The following is a 21,518-nucleotide window of genomic DNA, read 5'->3' on the forward strand; positions in this document are numbered from 1 at the left end:
TGTTTCGGAAATAGCATTTATTAATTGATTGGTTCAATTTAAAAGCAGAATGCCACTACCGTGACATTACGGTATGGCGTTCGTCGCAGAGGCGATTCGGAGGAAAACATGGCCAAGTTGATCGGTACCGTCAGGCAAGTTGTGGGTGAGGCTTTCGCGGTCGGTGAGGACGGCGTGCGCCGGTTGCTTATCGAAGGCGATCGCCTGTATGCCGGCGAGCGGGTGATAACCAGCGCAGGCGGGGCGGTGGATATCGACCTGGTCGGAGCTGGCGAGCTCATGCTGGGGCGTGAATCCGACCTGCTGCTCGACGAGCAACTGCTGGTCGCTGCCGAGGGCGGCACCCAGGCGGCACCACCGATCACGTCGGCCACCGAATTGGCTGATGTCGAGGCTCTGCAGCGCGCCATCGCGGCCGGTGAAGACCCGACTCTGGTCGCTCCGGCCACGGCCGCCGGTCCGGCAGCTGGCGGCGCGGGCGGCGCCGGCGGCGGTAATTCCTTCGTGCTGCTGAATGAAGTCGGTGGCGCTATCGACCCCACTATCGGTTTCCCCACCCGGGGCCTGGGCGGCATCCCGGAGTTTCCTGATCTGGAAGTAGCACCGCTCGAGGAAACGCCGGAGCCGGCGGATGGCATTCCCCTCGCTGTCGATGACCTGACGCAGATCAGCGAGGACACGTCGAGCATCGCAGGCAACGTGCTGACCAACGACCAGCCGGGCAGTGATGGCGGCATCCGCGTGGTTTCCGTCGGCACCGTCGCTGGCACATTCGGCCAGCTGGTTCTTAACGCCGACGGCACCTACAGCTATGCGCTTAACAGCAGCCTGCCGGCCGTACAGAGCCTGGACGAGGGCGAAACCCTCACCGAGACCTTCACCTACACCATGCAGGACGCCGACGGTGACCCGTCCAGCGCGACGCTGACCATCACCATCACCGGCAGCAACGACGGCCCGACCCTGAGCCTGGCCGCCACCGACAGCGTCGTCGACGAAGCCGGACTGAGCGCAGGCTCGGCCGCCGCCGGCGACGGCGAGTTCGCCTCCGGCAGTTTCACCCTGGCCGACACCGATGGCCTGGACGACCTGCAGAGCGTGACCATCAACGGCAAGACCGTGGCGATTGGTGACCTGCAGGGCGAGACCTTCGCCGGCGACCACGGCACCCTGACGGTCACCGCCTACAACGCCGTCACCGGCGTGGCGAGCTACACCTACGAACTGACCGAAGCGACCACCGACGGCGCCGGTACCGAGACCGACAGCTTCAGCCTCAGCGTGACCGACGGCACCGGCAGCTCGACCCCGGCCAGCCTGGTCATCGAAATCGTCGACGACGTCCCGCAGGCCGTGGCCGACAGCGCCAGCGTGGGCGAGGACAGCGTCGCTGCCATCACCGGCAACGTGCTGACCAACGACCTGCACGCCAACGGCCAACCGGGTGCCGACACCCCGAACAGCTTCGTCAACTGGACCAGCACCACGGCGGCACACGGCACCTTCACCGACCTGGGCGCTGGCAACTACAGCTACCTGATCAACCCGAACGATGCCGCGGTGCAAGGCCTGGATGACGGTGAAACCCTCACCGAGACCTTCACCTACACCATGCAGGACGCCGACGGTGACCCGTCCAGCGCAACGCTGACCATCACCATCACCGGCAGCAACGACGGCCCGACCCTGAGCCTGGTGGCCACCGACAGCCTCGCCGAAGAAGCCGGGCTGAGCAGCGGCTCGGCCGCCGGCGGCGCTGGCGAGTTCGCCTCCGGCAGCTTCACCCTGGCCGACACCGACGGCCTGGACGACCTGCAGAGCGTGACCATCAACGGCAAGACCGTGGCGATTGGTGACCTGCAGGGCGAGACCTTCGCTGGCGACCACGGCACCCTGACCATCACCGCTTACAACGCCGCCACCGGTGTGGCGAGCTACACCTACGAACTGACTGAAGCGACCACCGACGGCGCCGGCACCGAGACCGACAGCTTCAGTCTCAGCGTGACCGACGGCACCGGCAGCTCGACCCCGGCCAGCCTGGTCATCGAAATCGTCGACGACGTCCCGCAGGCCGTGGCCGACAGCGCCAGCGTGGGCGAGGACAGCGTCACCGCCATCACCGGCAACGTGCTGATCAACGACCTGCACGCCAACGACCAACCGGGTGCCGATACCCCGAACAGCTTCGTCAACTGGACCAGCACCACGGCGGCACACGGCACCTTCACCGACCTGGGCGCTGGCAACTACAGCTACCTGATCAACCCGAACGATGCCGCGGTGCAAGGCCTGGACGACGGTGAAACCCTCACCGAGACCTTCACCTACACCATGCAGGACGCCGACGGCGACCCGTCCAGCGCAACGCTGACCATCACCATCACCGGCAGCAACGACGGCCCGACCCTGAGCCTGGTGGCCACCGACAGCCTCGCCGAAGAAGCCGGGCTGATCAGCGGCTCGGCCGCCGGCGGCGCTGGCGAGTTCGCCTCCGGCAGCTTCACCCTGGCCGACACCGACGGCCTGGACGACCTGCAGAGCGTGACCATCAACGGCAAGACCGTGGCGATTGGTGACCTGCAGGGCGAGACCTTCGCCGGTGACCACGGCACCCTGACCATCACCGCCTACAACGCCGTCACCGGCGTGGCGAGCTACACCTACGAACTGACCGAAGCGACCACCGACGGCGCCGGTACCGAGACCGACAGCTTCAGCCTCAGCGTGACCGACGGCACCGGCAGCTCGACCCCGGCCAGCCTGGTCATCGAAATCGTCGACGACGTCCCGCAGGCCGTGGCCGACAGCGCCAGCGTGGGCGAGGACAGCGTCGCTGCCATCACCGGCAACGTGCTGACCAACGACCTGCACGCCAACGGCCAACCGGGTGCCGACACCCCGAACAGCTTCGTCAACTGGACCAGCACCACGGCGGCACACGGCACCTTCACCGACCTGGGCGCTGGCAACTACAGCTACCTGATCAACCCGAACGATGCCGCGGTGCAAGGCCTGGATGACGGTGAAACCCTCACCGAGACCTTCACCTACACCATGCAGGACGCCGACGGTGACCCGTCCAGCGCGACGCTGACCATCACCATCACCGGCAGCAACGACGGCCCGAGCGTGAGCGTGGTCGATGGCTCCGTCTATGAATCCGGCCTGCCAGCCGGTTCGGATGCGGCAGCCACCACCGAATTCACCACTGGCACGTTCACGCTGGGCGATGCGGACGGGCTGGATGACATCAAGACCGTCACCATCGGCGCCAGCGCCCCTGTCAGCATCACCAATTTGATCGGCAGCAGTTTTGTCGGCGCGTACGGCGTGCTGAACATCCTCGGCTACAACGACGAGACGGGTGTGGTCAGCTATCAGTACCAGTTGACCAGTCCGACCACCGATGTAACCGGCGTGACGGAAGCCGATACGTTCACGATCAGCGTTTCGGATGGCGCGGCCAGTACGTCGAGCGATCTGGTTATCGGTATCGCCGATGATCTGCCATCGCTTGGCGCCTTCGTTGCCGCGACGATTCCTAACGAAGTCGGCACGGTAAACGGCACCTTTGCGGTGGTGCCGGGGGCGGATGGGCTGGGCGGCTTCGAGATCACCGGGCCGACACTGGACGGCGTGACCTATCAGACCACGCAGAATTTCAGCGGCGGTACGTTCGTCAGCACCACGCTCACAGCGCTGACGGGCACCAACCAGCAGGTCTTCACCTTGACGGTGAGCGCCGACGGCACCTACAGCTTCCAGCTGATCGCGCCTGAGGCCGGTTACACCGAGGCCATCGACTTCACTAGCCTGGAGCCCGGCAAGCCGATTTCCGTGGCTTCCAGCAGCGAAAGTGGTTGGACGTTCGACGGCCTGCTGTTCAGCGGAACATCCCCAACGTCATTTACCAATCCCAACAGCGGCAGCGGCTCCAATAGCGATCTGCTCAACGTCTCGGGAAATGGGTTCGGCATGGGGAGTGCGCAATCCGTTCCGGACAACGCCGGCTTCCTGTACACCCAACAAGGTGGCGCGGACAGCTTGCGTTTCTTCGCCGATATCTCATCGAGCCTGGAAGGAAAGGGCTCTGTACAGATTTCCTGGGCCGCCTATGGCAGCACCGTCGGCGGTACGCCGCTGGCCGTCAGCACGCAGAGCATATCGCTGACCGCAGATGGCTGGGTCACCATCGACCCGGGCGTCTCGTTCGAGAATCTGGTGGTACGTGTCGATGTGATCGGTGCAACCAGCGGCGGTATCCGGGTGCAAGATTTCTCCTATTCCCGCGAAGTGCTGCCGGACGACCAGAGTCTGTCCTTCGGCATCGTAGCGCAGGACGGCGATGGCGACCTGAGCGCGCCGTCTGCCCTCGACGTGCAGATTACGGCGGCCGACTCGTCAGATGTCTTCACCCTGATGGGTACGACAGGCGACGATGTCATCGCCGGCAGCAGCCTGACCGACGCAATCAGCGGTAATACCGGCTTCGATATTGTCGACTACGGCGACGCGACCACGGCCATTGCCGCCAGCCTGCTCAGCGGAGCGGGCACGGCGGGGGATGCGCTCGGTGATAGCTACACGGGCATCGAAGGTCTGGTTGGCGGGGCGGGGGACGATGTGCTGACCGGTAACTCGCTGGACAACTACCTGGCCGGTGGCGTTGGCAGCGATACGCTGGTAGGCGGTGGGGGCGACGATGTTCTCGACGGCGGGATCGGAGCCGACGTCCTGCAGGGCGGTATCGGTGACGACGTGCTGATCGGCGGAGCCGGCGCGGATGAGCTTGACGGCGGCTCCGGCATGGATATCGCCGACTACAGCGCCGACGACGTCGGCATCACGGTCGATCTGAATAGTGGCGCACCGGGTATTGGCGGCTTGGCGGCCGGTGATACCTACCTCGACATGGAGGGCGTGATAGGTGGCAGCGGCGACGATCTGCTGACTGGCGACGCTCAGGGCAACTCCCTGGATGGCGGGCTGGGCGACGACATCCTCTCCGGTGGTGGCGGCGATGACATCCTTTCCGGCGGCGGCGGTGACGACGTCTTGATCGGCGGGTTGGGTGACGACAGCATGACGGGCGGTGCGGGTCGCGACACGTTCGTCTGGCGGGCAGGCGACAATGGCAGCGATACCATTAGCGACTTCCATATCGACCCGGCCGGTGTGGCCTCGGACGTGCTCGATCTTTCGGAGCTGCTGTCCGGGGTGGATGCCGACAGCGCGACGCTGGACAATTACCTGACGTTCGCCTTCGGTAACGACACGGTCATCTCGGTCAGCGTCACGCCGGGCGGTGCGCCGGTGCAGGACATTACCCTGGCCGGCGTGGATCTGGCGGATCTGTACGGCACCACCAACGAGGCGACGGTGATCGATAGCCTGCTTGCCGACAACATCCTGAAGGTCGATAACACCTGAGGGCACTCAAGCCCACCGTTCGCAGGAACGGTGGGCTTGTCTTTGCGGGAGAAACTGAATGCTCTATATCGAGCGAGGCGCGGACGGGCAGCTTCGGCGGGTCGAGGCCGAGCCGTTCGACGAGATGACCGGAACGATCCCCGCGGGTTGCGATGAAGCGCTGAGCTGGTTCGCAAACAGTGAGGATGAACACACGCAACGAGTCGGCTTGCAGGCATCCGACCTGGAAATGGTACGGGTTTTGGAAGACCTGATCGGCGTGTTGATCGATCGCGGCGTGATCCGTTTTACCGACCTGCCGGAAGCGGCCCAACGCAAACTGCGCGCCCGTCAGCAGACCCGTGCGCGACTGGGTGGGCTGAGCGCTCTGTTGAGCGACGATGAGGAACCGCGGTTGCCTTAGCCGGCGTTTTCGTTTCGTTCGCTGAAACCGCAACAGACCCCGATTTTCCCTTCCCTCGTGACGCCGACTGGTCGTTGCGACCAGCCGTTCTCTTTCCTTAATGCCACGGGTGCGGCGCGCCAACCGCGTGGCCCATGACGCCATGCACGCCGAGCGCAGCCAGCGTCGTGCGTTCGCCTTCGGTCTCCACCATCTCGGCGATCAGCGGCAGATCAATGCTGTGTGTCGTGCGGTAAAGCGCCTCGATGAAGTCGCGCTTGTCGTCGTCCTGGTCGATATTGCGGATGTAGGTCCCGTCGATTTTCAGATAGACCAATGCCAGTCTCAGCAAACTGCCGAGCTTGCTGAAATCGCCGCCAAAATGTTGCAGACCGACCTGCGCGCCGGTGTCGCGCAGCGCCTGGCTGCAGTGTTGCAGCGTGGCGCTCGCCGGCAGGTGGCGGGCGTCCAGTTCCAGGCAGAGCAGGCGGGTTTGCTCGGGGTGGTCACGCAGCAGTTGGATGATCGGTTCCAGACCGTCAGGGTCGCGCAGCGTGGCGCTGGAAAGGCTGACGGCCAGCGGAGTGGGGGCCTGCCGCAGGTGTTCGATGGCCAGTTCGAGCATCAGCCGGTCGAAGCGCGCCGTCCAGCCCAGCCGTTCCAGCCACGGCAGAAAGCTGCCGGCAGTGAGGACGGCGCCATCGGCGATCGGCAGGCGCGCCAGCAACTTCTGATGCACGAGCTGCTGCGGATTGTCGGCCAGCACCACCGGTTGCACGAAGACAGCCAGATCGCGCCGCTCCAGCGCCTCGTCGAGCGCGCGATACCACTCGTGTTCGCTGTGCAGAAGCGCTGTCGCATGGCTGCATTCCTGCCATGCGTTGTCGCTACCGAGTGCCTGCGCCAGCGCATGGTCGGCCCGCTCCAGCACCGCCGCGGGCGAATCACCGATGTGAAAGGCGGTATAGCCGATGTGAGCCAGCGGGCCCTCAACGTGCGTGCCGAGCGGACGCAGCGCTTGCAGATCGGCGCTCAGTGTTTCGGCGAGGCGGGCGGCATGCGCTTCGTGCAGACCGGGTGCCAGCAGGACGAAATCACCGCCGCGGCTGCGTGCAGCCAGCCAGTGCGGCTGGCCTTGTTCCTCCGGTACGCGCCCGAGTCGTGCACCGACCGCAGCGACGAGCTGGTCGGTCTGCTGACTGCCGAGCTGCTGGTTGAGACGGTTCAGATCGTGGATGCGGATCAGCATCAGATAGCCGCCGCCGTGATGCTCGGCCGGCGTCAGCTGGATCGCCAGGCGCTGATCCAGCAGGCGCCGGTTGGCCAGCCCGGTCAGCTCGTCGCGGAAGGCCTGCTGATGGAGCCGCTCGCTACGCGCCGCCTCCTCGGCGAAGAGGGCTTGCAGCTTGGCGACCATCTGGTTCATTGCTTGCACCACGCGCCGTAGCTCCGGCGTGCGCGGCAGCTCGGGCAGCGTGACGAATTCGCGTCGGGTGATGGCCTGCGCTTGCTCCACCATGCGATCGAGCGGGCGCAACTGGCTGCGCAGCAACCAGCCGCCGAGCAGGGCGCTGACCAGGCCACAGCCCAGCAGCCAGTAGAGCGTGGCCACAGCGCTGTCCCAGACCTTGGCCAGGGCGAAGGCGGGGTGGCTGATTACCTCTACGCGCGCCGCCTGTTCCCAGCCGCGCATGATCAGCGCGTCGCCGCCCTGTGCCGGCAGATTCACCAGCGCGGCGAACCAGTTCGGCACCTGCTCGGTGACGATGTTGCTGGTACGTTCGACGATCGGTTGGCCGTCGGCGATCGAGACGATGCGGATGCTGCTGAAATAGCCGCTGTCGAAGATCGAATTGACCAGCAATTCGAGCATGACCGGATCATCGACATGCGGCGTCATCGACAGCGCCAGTGCGGTGGCGGCGTCCTGGGCATGGGAGCGAAGCTGGCTGATCGACTGTTCGCGCGAATGCTCGACGCTGGCGAAGAAGCTCCCGGCGAACGCCACGACGAGGAACAGGCAAATGGCGAGAAACAGCTGCTTGAGTAATGACATACTTCCCTCCTGAAACTGCTCTCGACTAGCCCTCGCCGACCGTAAATCCTTCGGCGTGCATCTTTCGCAGAACGTCCTGCCAGCGTGACAGCCTTTTGCCATCTCCGCTACGTTTACCACCGCCCGCACTAGGGAGATAGAGCCCTTCGGCGTTGAAGGCATACACCGGCAGCAGGTCGCTGCGCTGCGAGGCGGGGCGGATGACGCCGTCGATGTTGTCCAGTACCAGCGGATCGGCCCCGGGCGTCGCGTAGTAGGTCAGCACCATGTGCGCCTGGTTCAGCCGCAGTGCCTTGACGTAGGTGATGCGCAGCTTCTCGCTGGGCACGCCCAGCCGGCGCAGGGTGAAGTATTTGGCGAGGGCATAGTCCTCGCAGTCACCGGCACCGCGGATCAGCGATTCGACGGGCGTGGCCCAGTAATCGTCCTGCTCCCAGACCCAGATGTCGTCGCTGAACTGAATGTTTCGGTTGAAGAAGCGGTTGACCTCGGCAAGCTGCTCCCGCTCGGGCAGTGCGCCGCTGTCTCGCAGAAGGTCCTGCCAGGCTGCTATCCGTGGCAGCGCATCTTCCGCCGCCCCGTAGCGCTTTTTCAGAACGGGGTAGATGCGCTCGAAATCCCACTGCTGCCAGTTGGCCGAGCGCGCGAGATTCCATAGCGGTGCGCTGAGCAGGGCGAGCGCAAGAAGCAGCACCAGCGGGCGGCGACGGCTTGCACGACCAGACTGCAAAGACTGCATGGGCTGCTCTCCATAGCGAATCCTGCCGGTGGGCGGATTCGTGCTCACTGGCGTGGTTTGGCTTCGACCGTGTGCAGGGTTTTCTGTTTAACGATGTACAGCGTGACCAGCGCAGCGCTGAGCAACATGGCGATGCGCGCCCAGACGAGCGGCACCAGCCAGCAGGAAATTCCGATACTCACCCACATGGTGAGGATGGTGTAGGCCTTGCCCTTGAGCGGAATGCCGTTTCCTTCCAGATAGTCGCGAAACCAGGGGCCGAGGCGCGGGTGCTCGACGAGCCAGACGTAGAAGCGCTCCGAGCTGCGCACGAAGCAGGCAGCTGCCAGCAGCATGAAGGGTGTGGTCGGCAGCACCGGCAGGAAGATACCCACCACGCCGAGCGCCACCGCGAGCCAGCCGACCGTCAGCAGCGCATAGCGCACCACGGCGTTGCGCTGCTGAGGAATATCGCGGTGCGCCATGGCGGCTACCCGGTCATCAGTGGCGGCGCGGTTTGAGCAGCGCCGGCTTTTCCTCGGGGGCGTGGCAGAGCAGGTACAGTGCGGTCAGGATTTCCGGAATCTGCGCCACCATCTCGTCTACCAGCTCGGGGCTCTCGGCGATCTCGGCGAACTCCGGCTGCTCGTCGAACAGGCCCGAGCCGACCATGATCGGCAACAGCAGTTCGCTGACTTCCTCCTCGGAATCCTCGAACCAGACCTCCTCGCGCATGAATACGCCCTCCATGAAGCCGATGCACCAGCCGCGCAGATCGGACTCGTCCGGTTCCTCGCCGAGGTCCAGCTCGCAGGGCAGCTCCATGTCTTCGTCGCTGGCCAGCTGACGGGCGATATGCGCCTTGAGCTGTACCAGCGTTGCCTCGATGGCGTCGCGTTCGGTGTCGTCCTTGTACTTCGGTGGCTCGGAGAACAGCGCATCGATCCATTCGCGCTCCGGTACCGCTTCGGAGCAGATGCTCAGAGCCGTCAGGTAGCCGTGGGCGGCGATGTAATCCAGCGCCTCTTCATGCAGGTCGTCGGCATCGAGGAAAACCTGCAGGCGGGTGAGTTGCTCGGCGAAAGACATCGGGAACTACCTTGGGGTGGGAAGACAAGCGGGATTCTAGACGAGGCGCGGGATGCAGGCTACTTCGATGGCCGTTGCGCCCGCGCGGCCGACCACCGCGCCTGAACTCCGGCAGGTGCTCGCGTATACTGCGCGCCTTGTTTCGGAGACCGGCATGCTCGACCAGGCACAGCGCATCCTCAAAGACGTATTCGGCTACGACGCCTTTCGCGGCAACCAGGGCGCGATCATCGAGCAGGTCGCCGGCGGCGGCGATGCGCTGGTACTGATGCCCACCGGCGGCGGCAAGTCGCTGTGCTATCAGGTACCGGCGCTGCTGCGCGACGGGCTGGCGGTGGTAGTGTCGCCGCTGATCGCGCTGATGGACGATCAGGTCGCCACGCTCGATGAGCTGGGTGTGGCGGCAGTGGCGCTCAATTCCACGCTGAGGGCCGACGAGCAGCGCGAGATCGCCGAACGCATTCGCCGCAACGAGATCAAGCTGCTTTACCTCGCGCCGGAGCGTCTGGTGCAACCGCGCATGCTGGCGTTCCTGCAGCGGCTGCAGATCGCGCTGTTCGCCATCGACGAGGCGCATTGCGTGTCGCAGTGGGGCCACGATTTCCGTCCCGAGTATCTGCAGCTCGGCCAGCTCGCCGAGCTGTTCCCCGGCGTGCCACGCATCGCCCTGACCGCCACGGCGGACATGCGCACCCGCGAGGAGATCGTCCAGCGCCTACATCTGGAGCATGCCGAGCGGTTCCTCTCCAGCTTCGACCGGCCGAACATCTTCTATCGTATCGTGCCCAAGGAGCAGCCCCGCAAACAGCTGCTGGGCTTCCTCGCCGAGCGGCGGGGCGATGCCGGCATCGTCTACTGCATGTCGCGCAAGAAGGTCGACGATCTGGCGGCGTTTCTCACCGAGCAGGGTTTTCCGGCGCTGCCGTATCACGCCGGGCTGCCCAACGAACTGCGCGCCTATCACCAGAAGCGCTTCCTCAACGAAGAGGGGCTGATCATGGTGGCGACCATCGCCTTCGGCATGGGCATCGACAAGCCTAACGTGCGCTTCGTCGCTCATCTGGACCTGCCCAAGTCGCTCGAGGCCTATTACCAGGAAACCGGACGGGCAGGGCGCGACGGCCTGCCGGCCGATGCCTGGATGGCCTACGGCCTGCAGGACGTGATCTTCCTCAAGCAGATGCTCAACAACTCCGAGGGCGACGAGCGCCACAAGCGCATTGAGCAGCACAAGCTCGATGCCATGCTCGCGCTGTGCGAGGAGACGCGCTGCCGGCGCCAGGTGCTGCTGGCCTATTTCGACGAAGACCTGCCGCAGCCGTGCGGACACTGCGACAACTGCGTAGACGATGTGCAGACTTGGGATGCCACCGAGCCGGCGCGTCAGGCGCTGTCGGCGATCTACCGCAGCGGGCAGCGCTACGGCGTCGGGCATCTGGTAGACATCCTGCTGGGGCGCGACAACGACAAGGTGCGCGGCCTGGGCCATCAGCATCTTTCGGTGTTCGGCGTCGGCAAGAACCTCGCCGAGGGCGACTGGCGCTCGCTGTTCCGCCAGCTGGTGGCGCGCGGGCTGGTGGATGTCGATCTCGAAGGCTTCGGCGGCCTGCGCCTGAGCGACAGTTGCCGGCCGTTGCTGCGCGGCGAAGTGAGCCTGGCGCTGCGCCGCGATCTCAAGCCGCAGCAGGCGGCCAAGGGGCAGAAGAGTCCTGCCAGCCAGCTGGTGCGAATCGAGGAGCGCGACACTTGGGAAGCGTTGCGCGCGCTGCGCCGGCGTCTGGCTGAGGAGCACGGCGTGCCGCCGTATGTGATCTTCCCCGACGCCACGTTGCTGGAAATGCTGCGCAGCCAGCCGGCCTCGCTGGCGGACATGGCGCGCGTCAGCGGGGTGGGCGCACGCAAGCTGGAGCGCTACGGCGCGGCGTTCCTCGAAGTGCTGCAGGGCGCGACGGAGCCCGCCAAGTCCCCCGGCGATCTGCGTCACGAACTGGTCACGCTGGCGCGCGCGGGCATGACGCCGGCGCAGATCGCCCGTCAGCTCGATTGTAGCGAGAAGAATGTCTACGCCCTGCTGGCCGAGGCGATCGGCCAGCAGCAGCTGAGTCTGGAGCAGGCGCTCGACCTGCCCGATGACCTGCTCGGCGAGATTCAGGAAGCCTTCCTCGACGGCGAAGGCGAGCTGCCGCCAGTGGCCGAGATCGCCCCGCAATTCGCCACGCGGGTGCCGGAAGCGGTGCTGTACTGCGTGCGCGCGGCGTTGCAGGCCGAGTTCGAGTTGTAACCGGCTGCGTCACCGCCGCGCGCATGCTGGTGCGGCGCAAACCCGCGTCCTAGCGAGGCTGCCAAGTACTTCCGGGTACCGAAGGAGGGGTGTGACTGGCCGTTGGTAGGCTTGCCTGCATATCGAAGCTGTGATTAGCTCGCTAATAATTGTTTTTGCAGGAATACAGGCTTCATGTACGCCGAGCAACATCGCTTCGCCATGCAGTTGGCGCAACTCTCGCGTGGCTGGCGCGCGGAACTGGATCGGCGTCTCGCCGATCTGGGGCTGTCGCAGGCCCGCTGGCTGGTGCTTCTGCACCTGGCCCGTTTCGACCATTCACCCACCCAACGCGAGCTGGCGCAAAGCGTCGCCGTCGAAGGGCCGACACTGGCCCGTCTGCTGGACGGCCTTGAAGCGCAGGGGTTGATTCATCGTCAGGCTTCGCTCGAGGACCGCCGCGCCAAGCTCATCCTGCTCGGCGCGCCGGCGCGTCCGCTGATCGAACGCATCGAGGCGATTTCGACGCAGGTGCGCGAGGAGCTGTTCGCCGGCATTCCCGAGGAAGACCTGCGCAAGTGCCAGCAGGTACACGCGCGCATCCTCGCCAATCTGAACAAGAGCCGCGCGCTCTAGAAGCTGCGGCCCAGGTTCAGATAGAGCGCCTGCTCGTCTTCGTCGTTGGCGCCGTAGCCGAGGTTCATCGGCCCCAGCGGGGTGTCGTAGCCGATGAACACGCTGGCGGCGTTGATGTAGCCACTGTCGAACTCGTTGTCGTTGTTCCAGGCGCGGCCGCGTTCCAGCGAGCCGCCAAGGTACAGCGGGAAATCCAGCGGCAGGAATCCGCGTGGCGTCATGCGTCGGTAATACACCACCCGGCCGAGGCTGATGTTCTGCCCCGACAGCGCGTCCTGGCGAAAGCCTGACAACTGGCGAGCACCGCCGAGCAGGAAGCTGGAGGTCACCACCTCGGTGTCGTCGAGCGTGCGCCCGTAGCGGCCGCCCAGCACCCAGGTGTGCGGTCCATAGCCGAGCGCCTTGTCCAGGCGGATGTGCCATTGCCGGTAGCGTTCATCCGAGCCGAGCCCCGGTGTGTACTGGCGCAGCGTCAGGCTGATGTCCTCGCCTTCGTGGGGGAAATCCACGTCGTCGAGCGTATCGAACGAGTACTGCAGGGCGTAGTAACCCTCGCTGAAACTGAAATCCGGCAGGTCGCGCTCGCCGACGCGCACGTCCGCCTCGCCCCACGCCTGGCCGACGCCGAAGCGGATCTCGCCGTTGTTGGCGATCTGCCGGCCGAGGTTCAGCCCGTAGCCGTAGCGGCGCAGGCGGTATTCGGCGATCGGGTCGTGCTCCAGCGTCGCCTCGACGTTCTGTGCTTCGAGGAACGCGTTCGGCGCAACGAACCAGCGCGAGCCGGCATCCAGCGGCTGGTAGAACTCGCTGAACAGCTCCTGGCGATCACCCAGTTGCGCCCGCGTCAGCCACTCGGCGCCCAGCTCGTTGATGCCGTTCATGCGGTAGCTGGCGCCGATGTTGAAGGCGCTGTCGCCCTGGAAATCATCGGACAGGCTCAACCCGAGGCGCAGGTAGTCGGTGCCGGAGCGCTTCTCGCGCGTGCGGATCACCAGCGTGTTGCCCAGCTTGCCATGGGCGACGCGGTATTCGACGCGGTCGAAATAGTCCAGGCCATACAGCGTGCCCATGTCCTTCTGCAGATCGGCGAGATCGAGCGGCTCGCCGAGACGCTGGCGGATGTGGCGGCGGATTACCGCGTCGCCGACTTTCGAGTCGTTCTCGATACGCACTGCGGTGATCACCGGCGTGCGCGGATCGTTCGAGCGCGCCAGACTCAGCGCCGGGTTGCCGCCGCTGGGCGGCGCGAAGCCGGTCAGGCGCCCTTCGAGCGCGCGGGTGGCGCGGTAGCCGGCGTCGATCAGCTGCGCCGCGCTGCCGAAATCGGTGGAGCCGTAGGCCGCCAGCGGCGGCTCGATCAGCAGATCCTCGGCGCGCAGGGTGGCCAGCTGCTCCTCGGAGTTGCGCCGCGTCATCATGGTGGTGGTCTGGTTGAGCACGTCGAACACGGTGAGCAGGTCTTCGCGGCGCATCAGCGGCGTGCCGATGTCGACCACGATCAGCCGGTCGACGCCCATGTCGCGCGCCACGTCCATCGGAATGTTGTCGACCATGCCGCCGTCCACCAGCAGGCGTCCGTCGAGCTCGACCGGCGCGAACACCGCCGGGATCGACATGCTGGCGCGGATCACCTGCGGAAGGTGGCCGCTGCGGAACACCACCTTCTCGTCGTTGGCGATGTCGGTCGCCACCGCGCGGAAGGGGATCGGCAACTGGTCGAAGTCACGCGTATCGCTGGCGTGCACCAGCAAGCGTTCGAGCAGCAGGGCGAGGTTCTGCCCCTGGATCACCCCCAGCGGCAGACCGAGGCTGCCGTCGTCGCGGAAGCTGAGCTTGCGCTTGACCAGGAAGTCCCGGTCGTCCTGCTTGCGCCGGAATGGCACGTCCTGGCGGGCCGGATCGTCGGACAGCACTTGCTGCCAGTCCAGCGTCATCGCCAGTTTCTCCAGTTCGTCGACGGTGTAGCCGGCGGCGTACAACCCACCGATCACCGCGCCCATGCTGGTGCCGGCCACCGCGTCGATGCGCACGCCTTGTTCTTCCAGCGCTTTGAGTACGCCGATATGCGCCAGCCCGCGCGCCGCGCCACCGGAAAGCACCAGTCCGGTCTTCGGTGCCGCGGTGTCGGCGAGGCCGCTCAGGGGCAGGCAGAACAGCAGGACAAGCAGCAGGCGACGCATGATGGATTCCGGGTGCGAAAGAAAAGGCCGCTATTATAGGCCGCTCCCATTACCAGCCAGGGTTGCGCGCATGTCCAACGGCAAAGCGGATATCGTCATCGTCTATTGCACCCAGTGCCAGTGGCTGCTGCGCGCGGCCTGGCTCGCCCAGGAGCTGCTGTCGACCTTCACCGACGATCTCGCCCGGGTCGCGCTGGAGCCTGGCACCGGCGGGGTGTTTCGCATCACCTGCGACGGTGAGCAGATCTGGGAGCGCACGCTCGATGGCGGCTTCCCGGAAGCCAAGGAACTCAAGCGGCGGGTACGCGACCGTATCGACCCGCAGCGTTCGCTGGGCCACAACGATCGCTGAGGTTCAGGACGCCGGCGGACTCTTCAGGCGGCTGCTGATGATGCTGGCGAGAATGATCAGCGCGCCGCCGCCGAGCATGCGCAGGGTCGGCTGCTCGTTGAACAGCCACCAGGCGAAGGCGATGCCGTAGACCGGCTCGAGGGCGAAGATCACCGAGGTGGTGCGCGCCTTGAGCACCCGCAGACTGGCGACGAACAGGCTGTGCGCCAGGCCGGTGCAGAGTACGCCGAGCAGCGCCAGCCAGAGCCAGTCCTGCGCCGGGATGGCGGGCACGTCCGCCCAGGCGAACGGCAGCAGGCCGAGCAGGATCGCCAGGTTCTGCCACAGCGCGGCCTGCACGGCATCGATGCCGCGGGTGACTGCGCGGTTGAGCAGCGACAGCAAGGCGAACAGCAGGCCCGACAGCACGCCATAGAGCAGTCCGCCGGTCGCCGCGCTGGACACGTCGAAGCTCGGCGTGACCAGCAGGAGGCCCAGGCAGACCAGCCCGACCATCGCATATTCGATCACCCGGGTGCGTTCGCGAAACAGCAGCCCCTCCAGCAGCACGGTGAATGCCGGAAAGCTGGCGAAGCCGAGCGTGGCGATGCCGACGCCAGCGACCTTCACCGCGACGAAGAACGTCAGCCAGTGCGCGCCCAGCAGGACGCCGCCGAGCATCAGGCCGCAGCGGCGTTTCCAGTCGGGGCGCGCGCCGTTGCGCGGTAGCAGCATGGCCACTGCCAGCAACGCGATGACCGCGAACAGGGCGCGGCCGAAGGTGATCATCAGCGGCTGGCTCTCGGCGAGTTTGCCGAGCACGCCGGACAGGCCGAACATCAGCGCGCCGAGGTGAATCGCCAGCAGGGCACGGCGTGGGGTCATGTGTCGATACCGCGGGTCAGCGGTGGGTACGAAGGGAGCATGCAGTTACCGCGACGGAGATGGCAGGGCGATCATGCTAGGACAGTCGCGTGCGCTCGTCTGTCGCGTCAGCCAGCGATTTTGTCGCGCAACTCTCGCGGCGTGCAGCCGTGTGCGCGAACCAGTGCCGCGGTGAAGGCGCTCTGCGAGGCGTAGCCGACCTGCGCGGCGATCTCGCCGACCGGCAGCCGGGTGCCGCGCAGCAACGCCTCGCCTCGCTGCAGACGCCGCTGGCGCACGTAGTTCATGGGCGTCTGTCCGGTTTCGTCGAGAAATCGCGCATGCAGGCGCGCCACGGACAGCCCGGCGACATGCGCCAGGTCCGCTACCTGCAGCGGATGGGCAAGGTGCTGGTCGATGTAGGCGGTGAGCGCCGCAAGCGACAGCGGCGGCCGTTTGCCGAGCGGCGCGCAGCCGGTTGCCAGGGTCGCCAGCAGCAGTACCGTGCCCTGTTCGGCGATCAGCGGATCGTTCAGCGGACTGCTGGCCAGCCACTCCACCAGGCGCTGCTGTGTCGTGTTCAGGCGCAGCGAGTCGGGGCGTTCGAGCAGTCGCAGGCTGGATGCGCTGTGCGGGCCGAGGTGCTCGCGAATCCAGTCTGGGTGCGCAATGTCGAGCACCAGGCAGTGGCTGCCGCGCGCGCTGCCGCAGGCATGATGGGGGGACGCGGGCACGACTGCCAGGCATTGCTGGCCGATGCGACTGCCGCGCCCGGCGATCTCGAATTCCAGCTGGCCACGCAGGCCGAAGACCAGTTGCGCATGTTCGTGGCTGTGAGCGATCTGGTCCTGGTTGTAATGCCGAAGGGTCAGCATCTGCATCGCGGCCTCGCTATGGCATCCGCTCAGAGGATGACCTTGTCGCGCAGTTTCTCCGCGGCCTCCTGCAAGGCCTGGATCACGCGTTCCTTGTCGAAGTTCTGCACACCGTTGGTGTCCAGATACATGGAGAAGCCCGGCAGCTCGGCCTCGACGAAACTGCAGGTGGCGCCGAGGTCGCGACGGAAATCGACGACCTGGTAGATCTGCACCGGCCGGGTGAAACCCTTGACGCCGATCTGTCCCTTGTCGCGGCACATGATCACGTCCTTCACCAGCGAATAGGTTTCGTGAGAGATGAGGATCTCGCTGGTTTCGGCGGCGTTTTCCAGGCGGCTGGCGAGGTTCACCTCGCGCCCGATGATGGTGTAGTCCATCCGGGTGTCGGCGCCGAAGTTGCCCACCGTGCAATAGCCGGTGTTGATCCCCATGCGGATCTCCATCGGCCGGGTGATGCCCTGTGCGCGCCATTGCTGGCGTAGCACCTTCATGTGCTTGCGCATGGCGATGGCCATCGACACGGCGGCCACGGCGTCCTTCTTCGCGCCCTGGCTGGCCGGGTCGCCGAAGAACACCATCACGCAGTCGCCGACGAACTTGTCGATGGTGCCGCCGTACTTCAGCGCGATCTTCGACATTTCGTTCAGGTAGTTGTTGAGCAGGTCGGTCAGCGCCTCGGCTTCCAGCTCCTCGGACAGTTCGGTGAACCCCTTGATGTCGGAGAAGAACACCGAGAGCTTCTTGCGCTGGGTCTCCAGACGCACGCTGCGCTTGCCGGAGAAGATCGATTCCCACACCTGGGGCGACAGGTACTTGGCCAGATTGCGCGCCAGGCGCGCGGCTTTAGTTTGTTCGGCCTCGATGTCGCGCCGTGCCTGGGCCAGGCGTAGGCCCTGCAGGTGCACGAAGTAGGCCGTGGCGCAGATGTACAGCGAAGCGAACAGGATGCTCACCAGCGAGACCAGCTGTGGCGTGGCGCCGCGCAGCTCGAGCGGTACCAGGACGCTGCCCAGGCCGATGCCGCCGGCTACGCCGAGCACAGCCAGCAGCAGGTACTGCAGGCTGCCGGTGACCAGCGCGGTGAAACACAGCGTCAGCAGGAACATCAGACTGGGCACGATGGGCGCGCCCAGCAGGATGATGGCGACGCCGGTGTTGAGCGCATCCAGGCACAGCAGTACTTGCGAGGTACGCTGCGGATGATCGCGCTTGAAGCGATAACCGAGGTGATAGGCCAGATGTGGATAGAGCAGCGCATAAGGCACCATCCACAATAGGTCGATGGGAAAGAACTGCGTATAGGTTCCGGCCGCGAGAGTGGCGGCGCCGGCCAGGTAGGCGAACACACGGGAGTAATACTCGCGCAGCGTGCGATTGGCGAGACCGTTGCGGCGCTCTGCCGTGGCGGAAGTCATGTACTTACGTTCCCTTGTAAAATCGACGCCTTTTCTAAGCGCCTTGCTGACTGAAGCGCCCATGCGCCGAACGCTTGGAAGGGGCCTTGCCGGTGGCGGTGCATTGCGCTGTTCTGCCGTGGCGCACGCCGAGCCGATGGATCATAACCAAGCCGCGCCGCGCAGCCAAACCGCAGTCGACTAAAGCATGCGGCATTGGGGCGCGGCGCTTGGCAGGAACGCCCACGGCGGAACCCGCCGAGACGAAAGCGCCCTAAACTACAGCGGCGCCGCGCGCCTCTTTCTTCCCCCTACGAACAGGATTTCCCTTTGGCTACCAGCTTGCTTGCCTTGCTCGACGATATCGCGACGGTTCTGGATGACGTATCCGTGATGACCAAGGTCGCTGCCAAGAAAACCGCCGGCGTACTGGGCGACGACCTGGCGCTCAATGCCCAGCAGGTCAGTGGCGTCAAGGCTGACCGTGAGTTGCCGGTGGTCTGGGCGGTGTGCCGGGGTTCGCTGAAGAACAAGCTGATCCTGGTGCCAGCGGCGCTGCTGATCAGCGCCTTCGCGCCTTGGGCGATCACGCCGCTGCTGATGCTCGGCGGCGCGTTTCTTTGCTACGAGGGTTTCGAGAAGCTGGCGCATCGCTTCCTGCATGACGATGCCGCCGCGCACGCCGAAACCGCCAAGGCGCTGGCCGATCCGGCGGTGGATATGGTGGCTTTCGAGAAGGACAAGATTCGCGGCGCGATCCGTACGGACTTCATCCTGTCCGCCGAGATCATCGCCATCACCCTGGGCACGGTGGCCAATGCCAGTTTCACCCAGCAGGTCATGGTGCTGGCCGGCATCGCCGTGGTGATGACCATCGGCGTCTACGGGCTGGTTGCCGGTATCGTCAAGCTCGATGACCTGGGCCTGGCCTTGAGCAAGGCGGCGAGCGGAGCGGTGCAAGCCGTTGGTCGTGGCATCCTGTGGCTGGCGCCCTGGCTGATGAAAACGCTGTCGGTCGTCGGCACCGCGGCGATGTTCATGGTCGGTGGCGGCATCCTCACCCACGGCATCGGCGTGGTGCATCACTGGATCGCCAACAGCGCCGAGCAGACGCAGCATCTGCCGTACATCGGCGCGGTGCTCGGCGGGCTGCTGCCGACGCTGCTCGACGCCGCGTTCGGCATCGTCGCCGGCGGCGTGATCCTGGCGGTGCTGACGCTGGGCGGCCGCCTGTTCGGCAGGCGCGACGCGGCGTCCTGATCAGTGGCGCCAGAACGCGGGGGTCAGCACCACCAGCACGGTGATGATCTCCAGCCGACCCAGCAGCATGCCGAGCGCCAGCAGCCATTTGGCCGCATCCGGCAGCGGGCTGAAGTTGCCGGCCGGGCCGATGATGGCGCCGAGCCCCGGTCCGACGTTGCACACCGCCGACGCCGCGCCGGTCAGCGCGGTGATCAGATCCAGCCCGAGCAGCGCCAGGCATAGCGCGAGCGCGCCGATGGTGATGGTGATGAAGAAGGAAAAGGTCAGGATCGACCGGACGATGTCCTCATCCAGGGTGTGGCCGTTGTACTGCTGGCGAATGACTGCGCGCGGATGGATCAGCTGCTTGAGGTTGGCCCGCAGCAGCGCATAGGCGACCTGGAAACGGAAGATCTTCAAACCGCCGGTCGTGGAGCCGGAGCAGCCGCCGATGAAGGTCAGGTAGAAGAACACCATCATCGCGAAGCCACCCCACTGGGTGTAGTCGCCCGAGGCGTAGCCGGTGGTGGTGACCACCGAAACCACGTTGAAGGTCACGATGCGCAGCGCGTACAGCCAGTCGGCATCGTGGGTGAGCCAGTACCAGCCGCTGAACAGCACGCTGCTGACCACCAGCAGGACCAGGAAACCGCGTACCTGCTGATCGCGGATCAGTGCCTTGCGGTGGCCGCGCAGCGTGGCGACGTACAGGGTGAAGGGCAGACTGCCGAGCACCATGAAGAACACCGCCACCCAGTGCGCCGACGGGCTGAATTTGCCCATCGAGGCGTCGGAGGTGGAAAAGCCGCCGGTGGATACCGTGGACATCGCATGGTTGATCGCATCGAACAGGCTCATGTCCGCCAGCCAGAAGGCCGCCACGGCAGCCAGCGTCATTCCCACGTAGATGGCGATCAGGTATTGCCCGGCGATGTGCGAGCGCGGCACGACCTTTTCCGACCAGTCCGACGATTCCGTCTGGAACAGGCGCATACCACCGATTCGCAACAGCGGCAGGATCGCTACGGCCATGCCGATGAAGCCGATGCCACCCAGCCAGTGCAGCATCGAGCGCCACATCAGCAGGCCGGGCGAGGCGTCGTCGAGGCCGGTGAGGATGGTGGAGCCGGTGGTGGTGATGCCCGACATGGTTTCGAAGAACGCGTCGGTGTAGCTGATGTGCCGGCTCAGCATCATCGGCAGTGCGGCGAAGCAGCAGACCACCAACCAGCTGGCGGTCGTCAGGAAGTACATGTCGCGTGGCCGCAGCTTGGCGTTGGCCGGACGCCCCGGCGCGACCAGGGCGACACCGCAGCCACCGGTGATTGCGCTGGCCCAGATGAATGCCTGCAGGTCGTCGGTACGCTCGAACGCCAGCAGCGTCAGCATCGGTACGACCATGCCGATCGCCAGCGTGATGAGGAAAATGCCGAGGAGAAAACCGATGATGCGCAGCGTCGGTAAGGCCATTGGGTGCAACTCGGCGCCAGAAATGAGGGCCGCCATTCTACCTGTGTCGGCACACCAGTAAACCGCCTGCATCTTGCCGACAAGCGTGTGCCTGGGGCCTCTTCACAAGCGCATGGCGATGCATAGAATAGCGGCCCGGCGCCGGCCGGTTCCGGCATCTGCGCGTATTGCCTCCATGTCCGTCGACAATCCCTGCCTCACCTGCGGCGCCTGCTGCGCCTATTTCCGCGTGTCCTTCTTCTGGGGCGAATGCACGTCGTCCGGCGGTACCGTGCCCGATCAGCTGGTGGTGCAGGTCAGCCCCTACCACGTGGCGATGCAGGGCACCGAGTCCAAGCCGGCCCGCTGCGTCGGGCTGCTGGGCGAGGTGGGTTGCGGTGTGCGCTGCACGCTGTACGAGCAGCGCTCGAGTACTTGCCGCGAGTTCGAGGCCGCGTGGAGCAATGGCGAGCCCAATCCGCATTGCGATGCGGCGCGCGCGGCGCATGGCTTGCCGCCGCTGGTGCCGCCGCTGCAGCCGCATCTGTCGCCCGATCGCGTCGCCTGAGGCCCACGCCAGCGCAAGACTTGCCCTGGCGCCGCCAT

General features: G+C 65.6%; 16 protein-coding genes. 7 read left to right on the plus strand and 9 right to left on the minus strand.

All coding sequences use genetic code 11. The features are described 5' to 3' along the window. The first annotated feature begins 108 nt into the window (after positions 1–108). Complete coding sequence (locus AC0ZJQ_RS07240; RefSeq protein WP_476477593.1) at positions 109–5,433, plus strand: retention module-containing protein; 5,325 nt, start codon at positions 109–111, stop codon at positions 5,431–5,433. 58 nt (positions 5,434–5,491) lie between these two features. Continuing rightward, entirely contained in the window at positions 5,492–5,836 is a 345-nt protein-coding gene (locus tag AC0ZJQ_RS07245) for a tryptophan synthase subunit beta (protein WP_476477594.1), read from the plus strand. A 97-nt stretch (positions 5,837–5,933) separates the two neighbouring features. On the opposite strand, the gene AC0ZJQ_RS07250 is transcribed toward AC0ZJQ_RS07245, so the two are convergent. From AC0ZJQ_RS07250 to AC0ZJQ_RS07265, 4 genes are read right to left on the minus strand one after another with little or no spacing between them, the layout of a single operon-like run. Beyond that, entirely contained in the window at positions 5,934–7,871 is a 1,938-nt protein-coding gene (locus tag AC0ZJQ_RS07250) for a bifunctional diguanylate cyclase/phosphodiesterase (RefSeq protein WP_476477595.1), read from the minus strand. A 25-nt stretch (positions 7,872–7,896) separates the two neighbouring features. Then, the gene (lapG, locus tag AC0ZJQ_RS07255) at positions 7,897–8,610 is read right to left on the minus strand and encodes a cysteine protease LapG (protein ID WP_008570126.1); all 714 of its coding nucleotides are present in this window, start codon (positions 8,608–8,610) and stop codon (positions 7,897–7,899) included. Between the two features lie 44 nt (positions 8,611–8,654). Next, entirely contained in the window at positions 8,655–9,074 is a 420-nt protein-coding gene (locus AC0ZJQ_RS07260) for a YbaN family protein (RefSeq protein WP_008570124.1), read from the minus strand. A 16-nt stretch (positions 9,075–9,090) separates the two neighbouring features. Further along, positions 9,091–9,678, minus strand: coding sequence for a UPF0149 family protein (locus AC0ZJQ_RS07265; protein ID WP_008570123.1), 588 nt, complete (start codon positions 9,676–9,678; stop codon positions 9,091–9,093). Between the two features lie 154 nt (positions 9,679–9,832). Between AC0ZJQ_RS07265 and recQ the strand changes: the two genes are divergently transcribed. Together recQ and AC0ZJQ_RS07275 are read left to right on the plus strand one after the other, a co-directional pair. Continuing rightward, the gene (recQ, locus tag AC0ZJQ_RS07270) at positions 9,833–11,959 is read left to right on the plus strand and encodes a DNA helicase RecQ (RefSeq protein WP_476477596.1); all 2,127 of its coding nucleotides are present in this window, start codon (positions 9,833–9,835) and stop codon (positions 11,957–11,959) included. 174 nt (positions 11,960–12,133) lie between these two features. Then, positions 12,134–12,574 carry a MarR family transcriptional regulator gene (locus AC0ZJQ_RS07275; RefSeq protein WP_008570121.1) on the plus strand — a complete coding sequence of 147 codons (441 nt, stop codon included), beginning with the start codon at positions 12,134–12,136 and terminating at the stop codon, positions 12,572–12,574. On the opposite strand, the gene AC0ZJQ_RS07280 is transcribed toward AC0ZJQ_RS07275, so the two are convergent. Further along, on the minus strand, positions 12,571–14,754 hold the full coding sequence (locus tag AC0ZJQ_RS07280) for a patatin-like phospholipase family protein (RefSeq protein WP_476477597.1): 2,184 nt from the start codon (positions 14,752–14,754) through the stop codon (positions 12,571–12,573). The genes AC0ZJQ_RS07275 and AC0ZJQ_RS07280 overlap by 4 nt on opposite strands. Positions 14,755–14,824: 70 nt before the next feature. Between AC0ZJQ_RS07280 and AC0ZJQ_RS07285 the strand changes: the two genes are divergently transcribed. Further along, positions 14,825–15,106: an Rdx family protein gene (locus tag AC0ZJQ_RS07285; protein WP_213663028.1), complete on the plus strand. Its 282-nt coding sequence runs from the start codon at positions 14,825–14,827 to the stop codon at positions 15,104–15,106. 3 nt (positions 15,107–15,109) lie between these two features. On the opposite strand, the gene AC0ZJQ_RS07290 is transcribed toward AC0ZJQ_RS07285, so the two are convergent. The 3 genes from AC0ZJQ_RS07290 to AC0ZJQ_RS07300 form a co-directional block, all read right to left on the minus strand. Then, positions 15,110–15,970 (minus strand): DMT family transporter, encoded by an 861-nt coding sequence (locus AC0ZJQ_RS07290; protein WP_476477598.1) that lies wholly within the window; start codon positions 15,968–15,970, stop codon positions 15,110–15,112. 107 nt (positions 15,971–16,077) lie between these two features. Then, complete coding sequence (locus AC0ZJQ_RS07295) at positions 16,078–16,824, minus strand: AraC family transcriptional regulator (RefSeq protein ID WP_476477758.1); 747 nt, start codon at positions 16,822–16,824, stop codon at positions 16,078–16,080. Positions 16,825–16,853: 29 nt separating this feature from the next. Further along, positions 16,854–18,242 (minus strand): adenylate/guanylate cyclase domain-containing protein, encoded by a 1,389-nt coding sequence (locus AC0ZJQ_RS07300; RefSeq protein WP_314020258.1) that lies wholly within the window; start codon positions 18,240–18,242, stop codon positions 16,854–16,856. Between the two features lie 309 nt (positions 18,243–18,551). On the opposite strand from AC0ZJQ_RS07300, the gene AC0ZJQ_RS07305 reads away from it, so the two are divergent. Next, positions 18,552–19,481: a DUF808 domain-containing protein gene (locus AC0ZJQ_RS07305; protein WP_476477599.1), complete on the plus strand. Its 930-nt coding sequence runs from the start codon at positions 18,552–18,554 to the stop codon at positions 19,479–19,481. On the opposite strand, the gene AC0ZJQ_RS07310 is transcribed toward AC0ZJQ_RS07305, so the two are convergent. Beyond that, entirely contained in the window at positions 19,482–20,933 is a 1,452-nt protein-coding gene (locus AC0ZJQ_RS07310; protein WP_167137797.1) for a TrkH family potassium uptake protein, read from the minus strand. Between the two features lie 175 nt (positions 20,934–21,108). On the opposite strand from AC0ZJQ_RS07310, the gene AC0ZJQ_RS07315 reads away from it, so the two are divergent. Continuing rightward, on the plus strand, positions 21,109–21,480 hold the full coding sequence (locus AC0ZJQ_RS07315; RefSeq protein WP_167137794.1) for a YkgJ family cysteine cluster protein: 372 nt from the start codon (positions 21,109–21,111) through the stop codon (positions 21,478–21,480). Positions 21,481–21,518 lie beyond the last annotated feature (38 nt).

This window comes from Stutzerimonas sp. 21-1 (assembly GCF_056336065.1).

Coding starts and splice junctions, on each gene's coding strand:
- AC0ZJQ_RS07240 (WP_476477593.1), top strand. CDS start 109: ATGGCCAAGTTGATCGGTACCGTCAGGCAAGTTGTGGGTGAGGCTTTC.
- AC0ZJQ_RS07245 (WP_476477594.1), top strand. CDS start 5,492: ATGCTCTATATCGAGCGAGGCGCGGACGGGCAGCTTCGGCGGGTCGAG.
- AC0ZJQ_RS07250 (WP_476477595.1), bottom strand. CDS start 7,871: ATGTCATTACTCAAGCAGCTGTTTCTCGCCATTTGCCTGTTCCTCGTC.
- lapG (WP_008570126.1), bottom strand. CDS start 8,610: ATGCAGTCTTTGCAGTCTGGTCGTGCAAGCCGTCGCCGCCCGCTGGTG.
- AC0ZJQ_RS07260 (WP_008570124.1), bottom strand. CDS start 9,074: ATGGCGCACCGCGATATTCCTCAGCAGCGCAACGCCGTGGTGCGCTAT.
- AC0ZJQ_RS07265 (WP_008570123.1), bottom strand. CDS start 9,678: ATGTCTTTCGCCGAGCAACTCACCCGCCTGCAGGTTTTCCTCGATGCC.
- recQ (WP_476477596.1), top strand. CDS start 9,833: ATGCTCGACCAGGCACAGCGCATCCTCAAAGACGTATTCGGCTACGAC.
- AC0ZJQ_RS07275 (WP_008570121.1), top strand. CDS start 12,134: ATGTACGCCGAGCAACATCGCTTCGCCATGCAGTTGGCGCAACTCTCG.
- AC0ZJQ_RS07280 (WP_476477597.1), bottom strand. CDS start 14,754: ATGCGTCGCCTGCTGCTTGTCCTGCTGTTCTGCCTGCCCCTGAGCGGC.
- AC0ZJQ_RS07285 (WP_213663028.1), top strand. CDS start 14,825: ATGTCCAACGGCAAAGCGGATATCGTCATCGTCTATTGCACCCAGTGC.
- AC0ZJQ_RS07290 (WP_476477598.1), bottom strand. CDS start 15,970: ATGACCCCACGCCGTGCCCTGCTGGCGATTCACCTCGGCGCGCTGATG.
- AC0ZJQ_RS07295 (WP_476477758.1), bottom strand. CDS start 16,824: ATGCTGACCCTTCGGCATTACAACCAGGACCAGATCGCTCACAGCCAC.
- AC0ZJQ_RS07300 (WP_314020258.1), bottom strand. CDS start 18,242: ATGACTTCCGCCACGGCAGAGCGCCGCAACGGTCTCGCCAATCGCACG.
- AC0ZJQ_RS07310 (WP_167137797.1), bottom strand. CDS start 20,933: ATGGCCTTACCGACGCTGCGCATCATCGGTTTTCTCCTCGGCATTTTC.
- AC0ZJQ_RS07315 (WP_167137794.1), top strand. CDS start 21,109: ATGTCCGTCGACAATCCCTGCCTCACCTGCGGCGCCTGCTGCGCCTAT.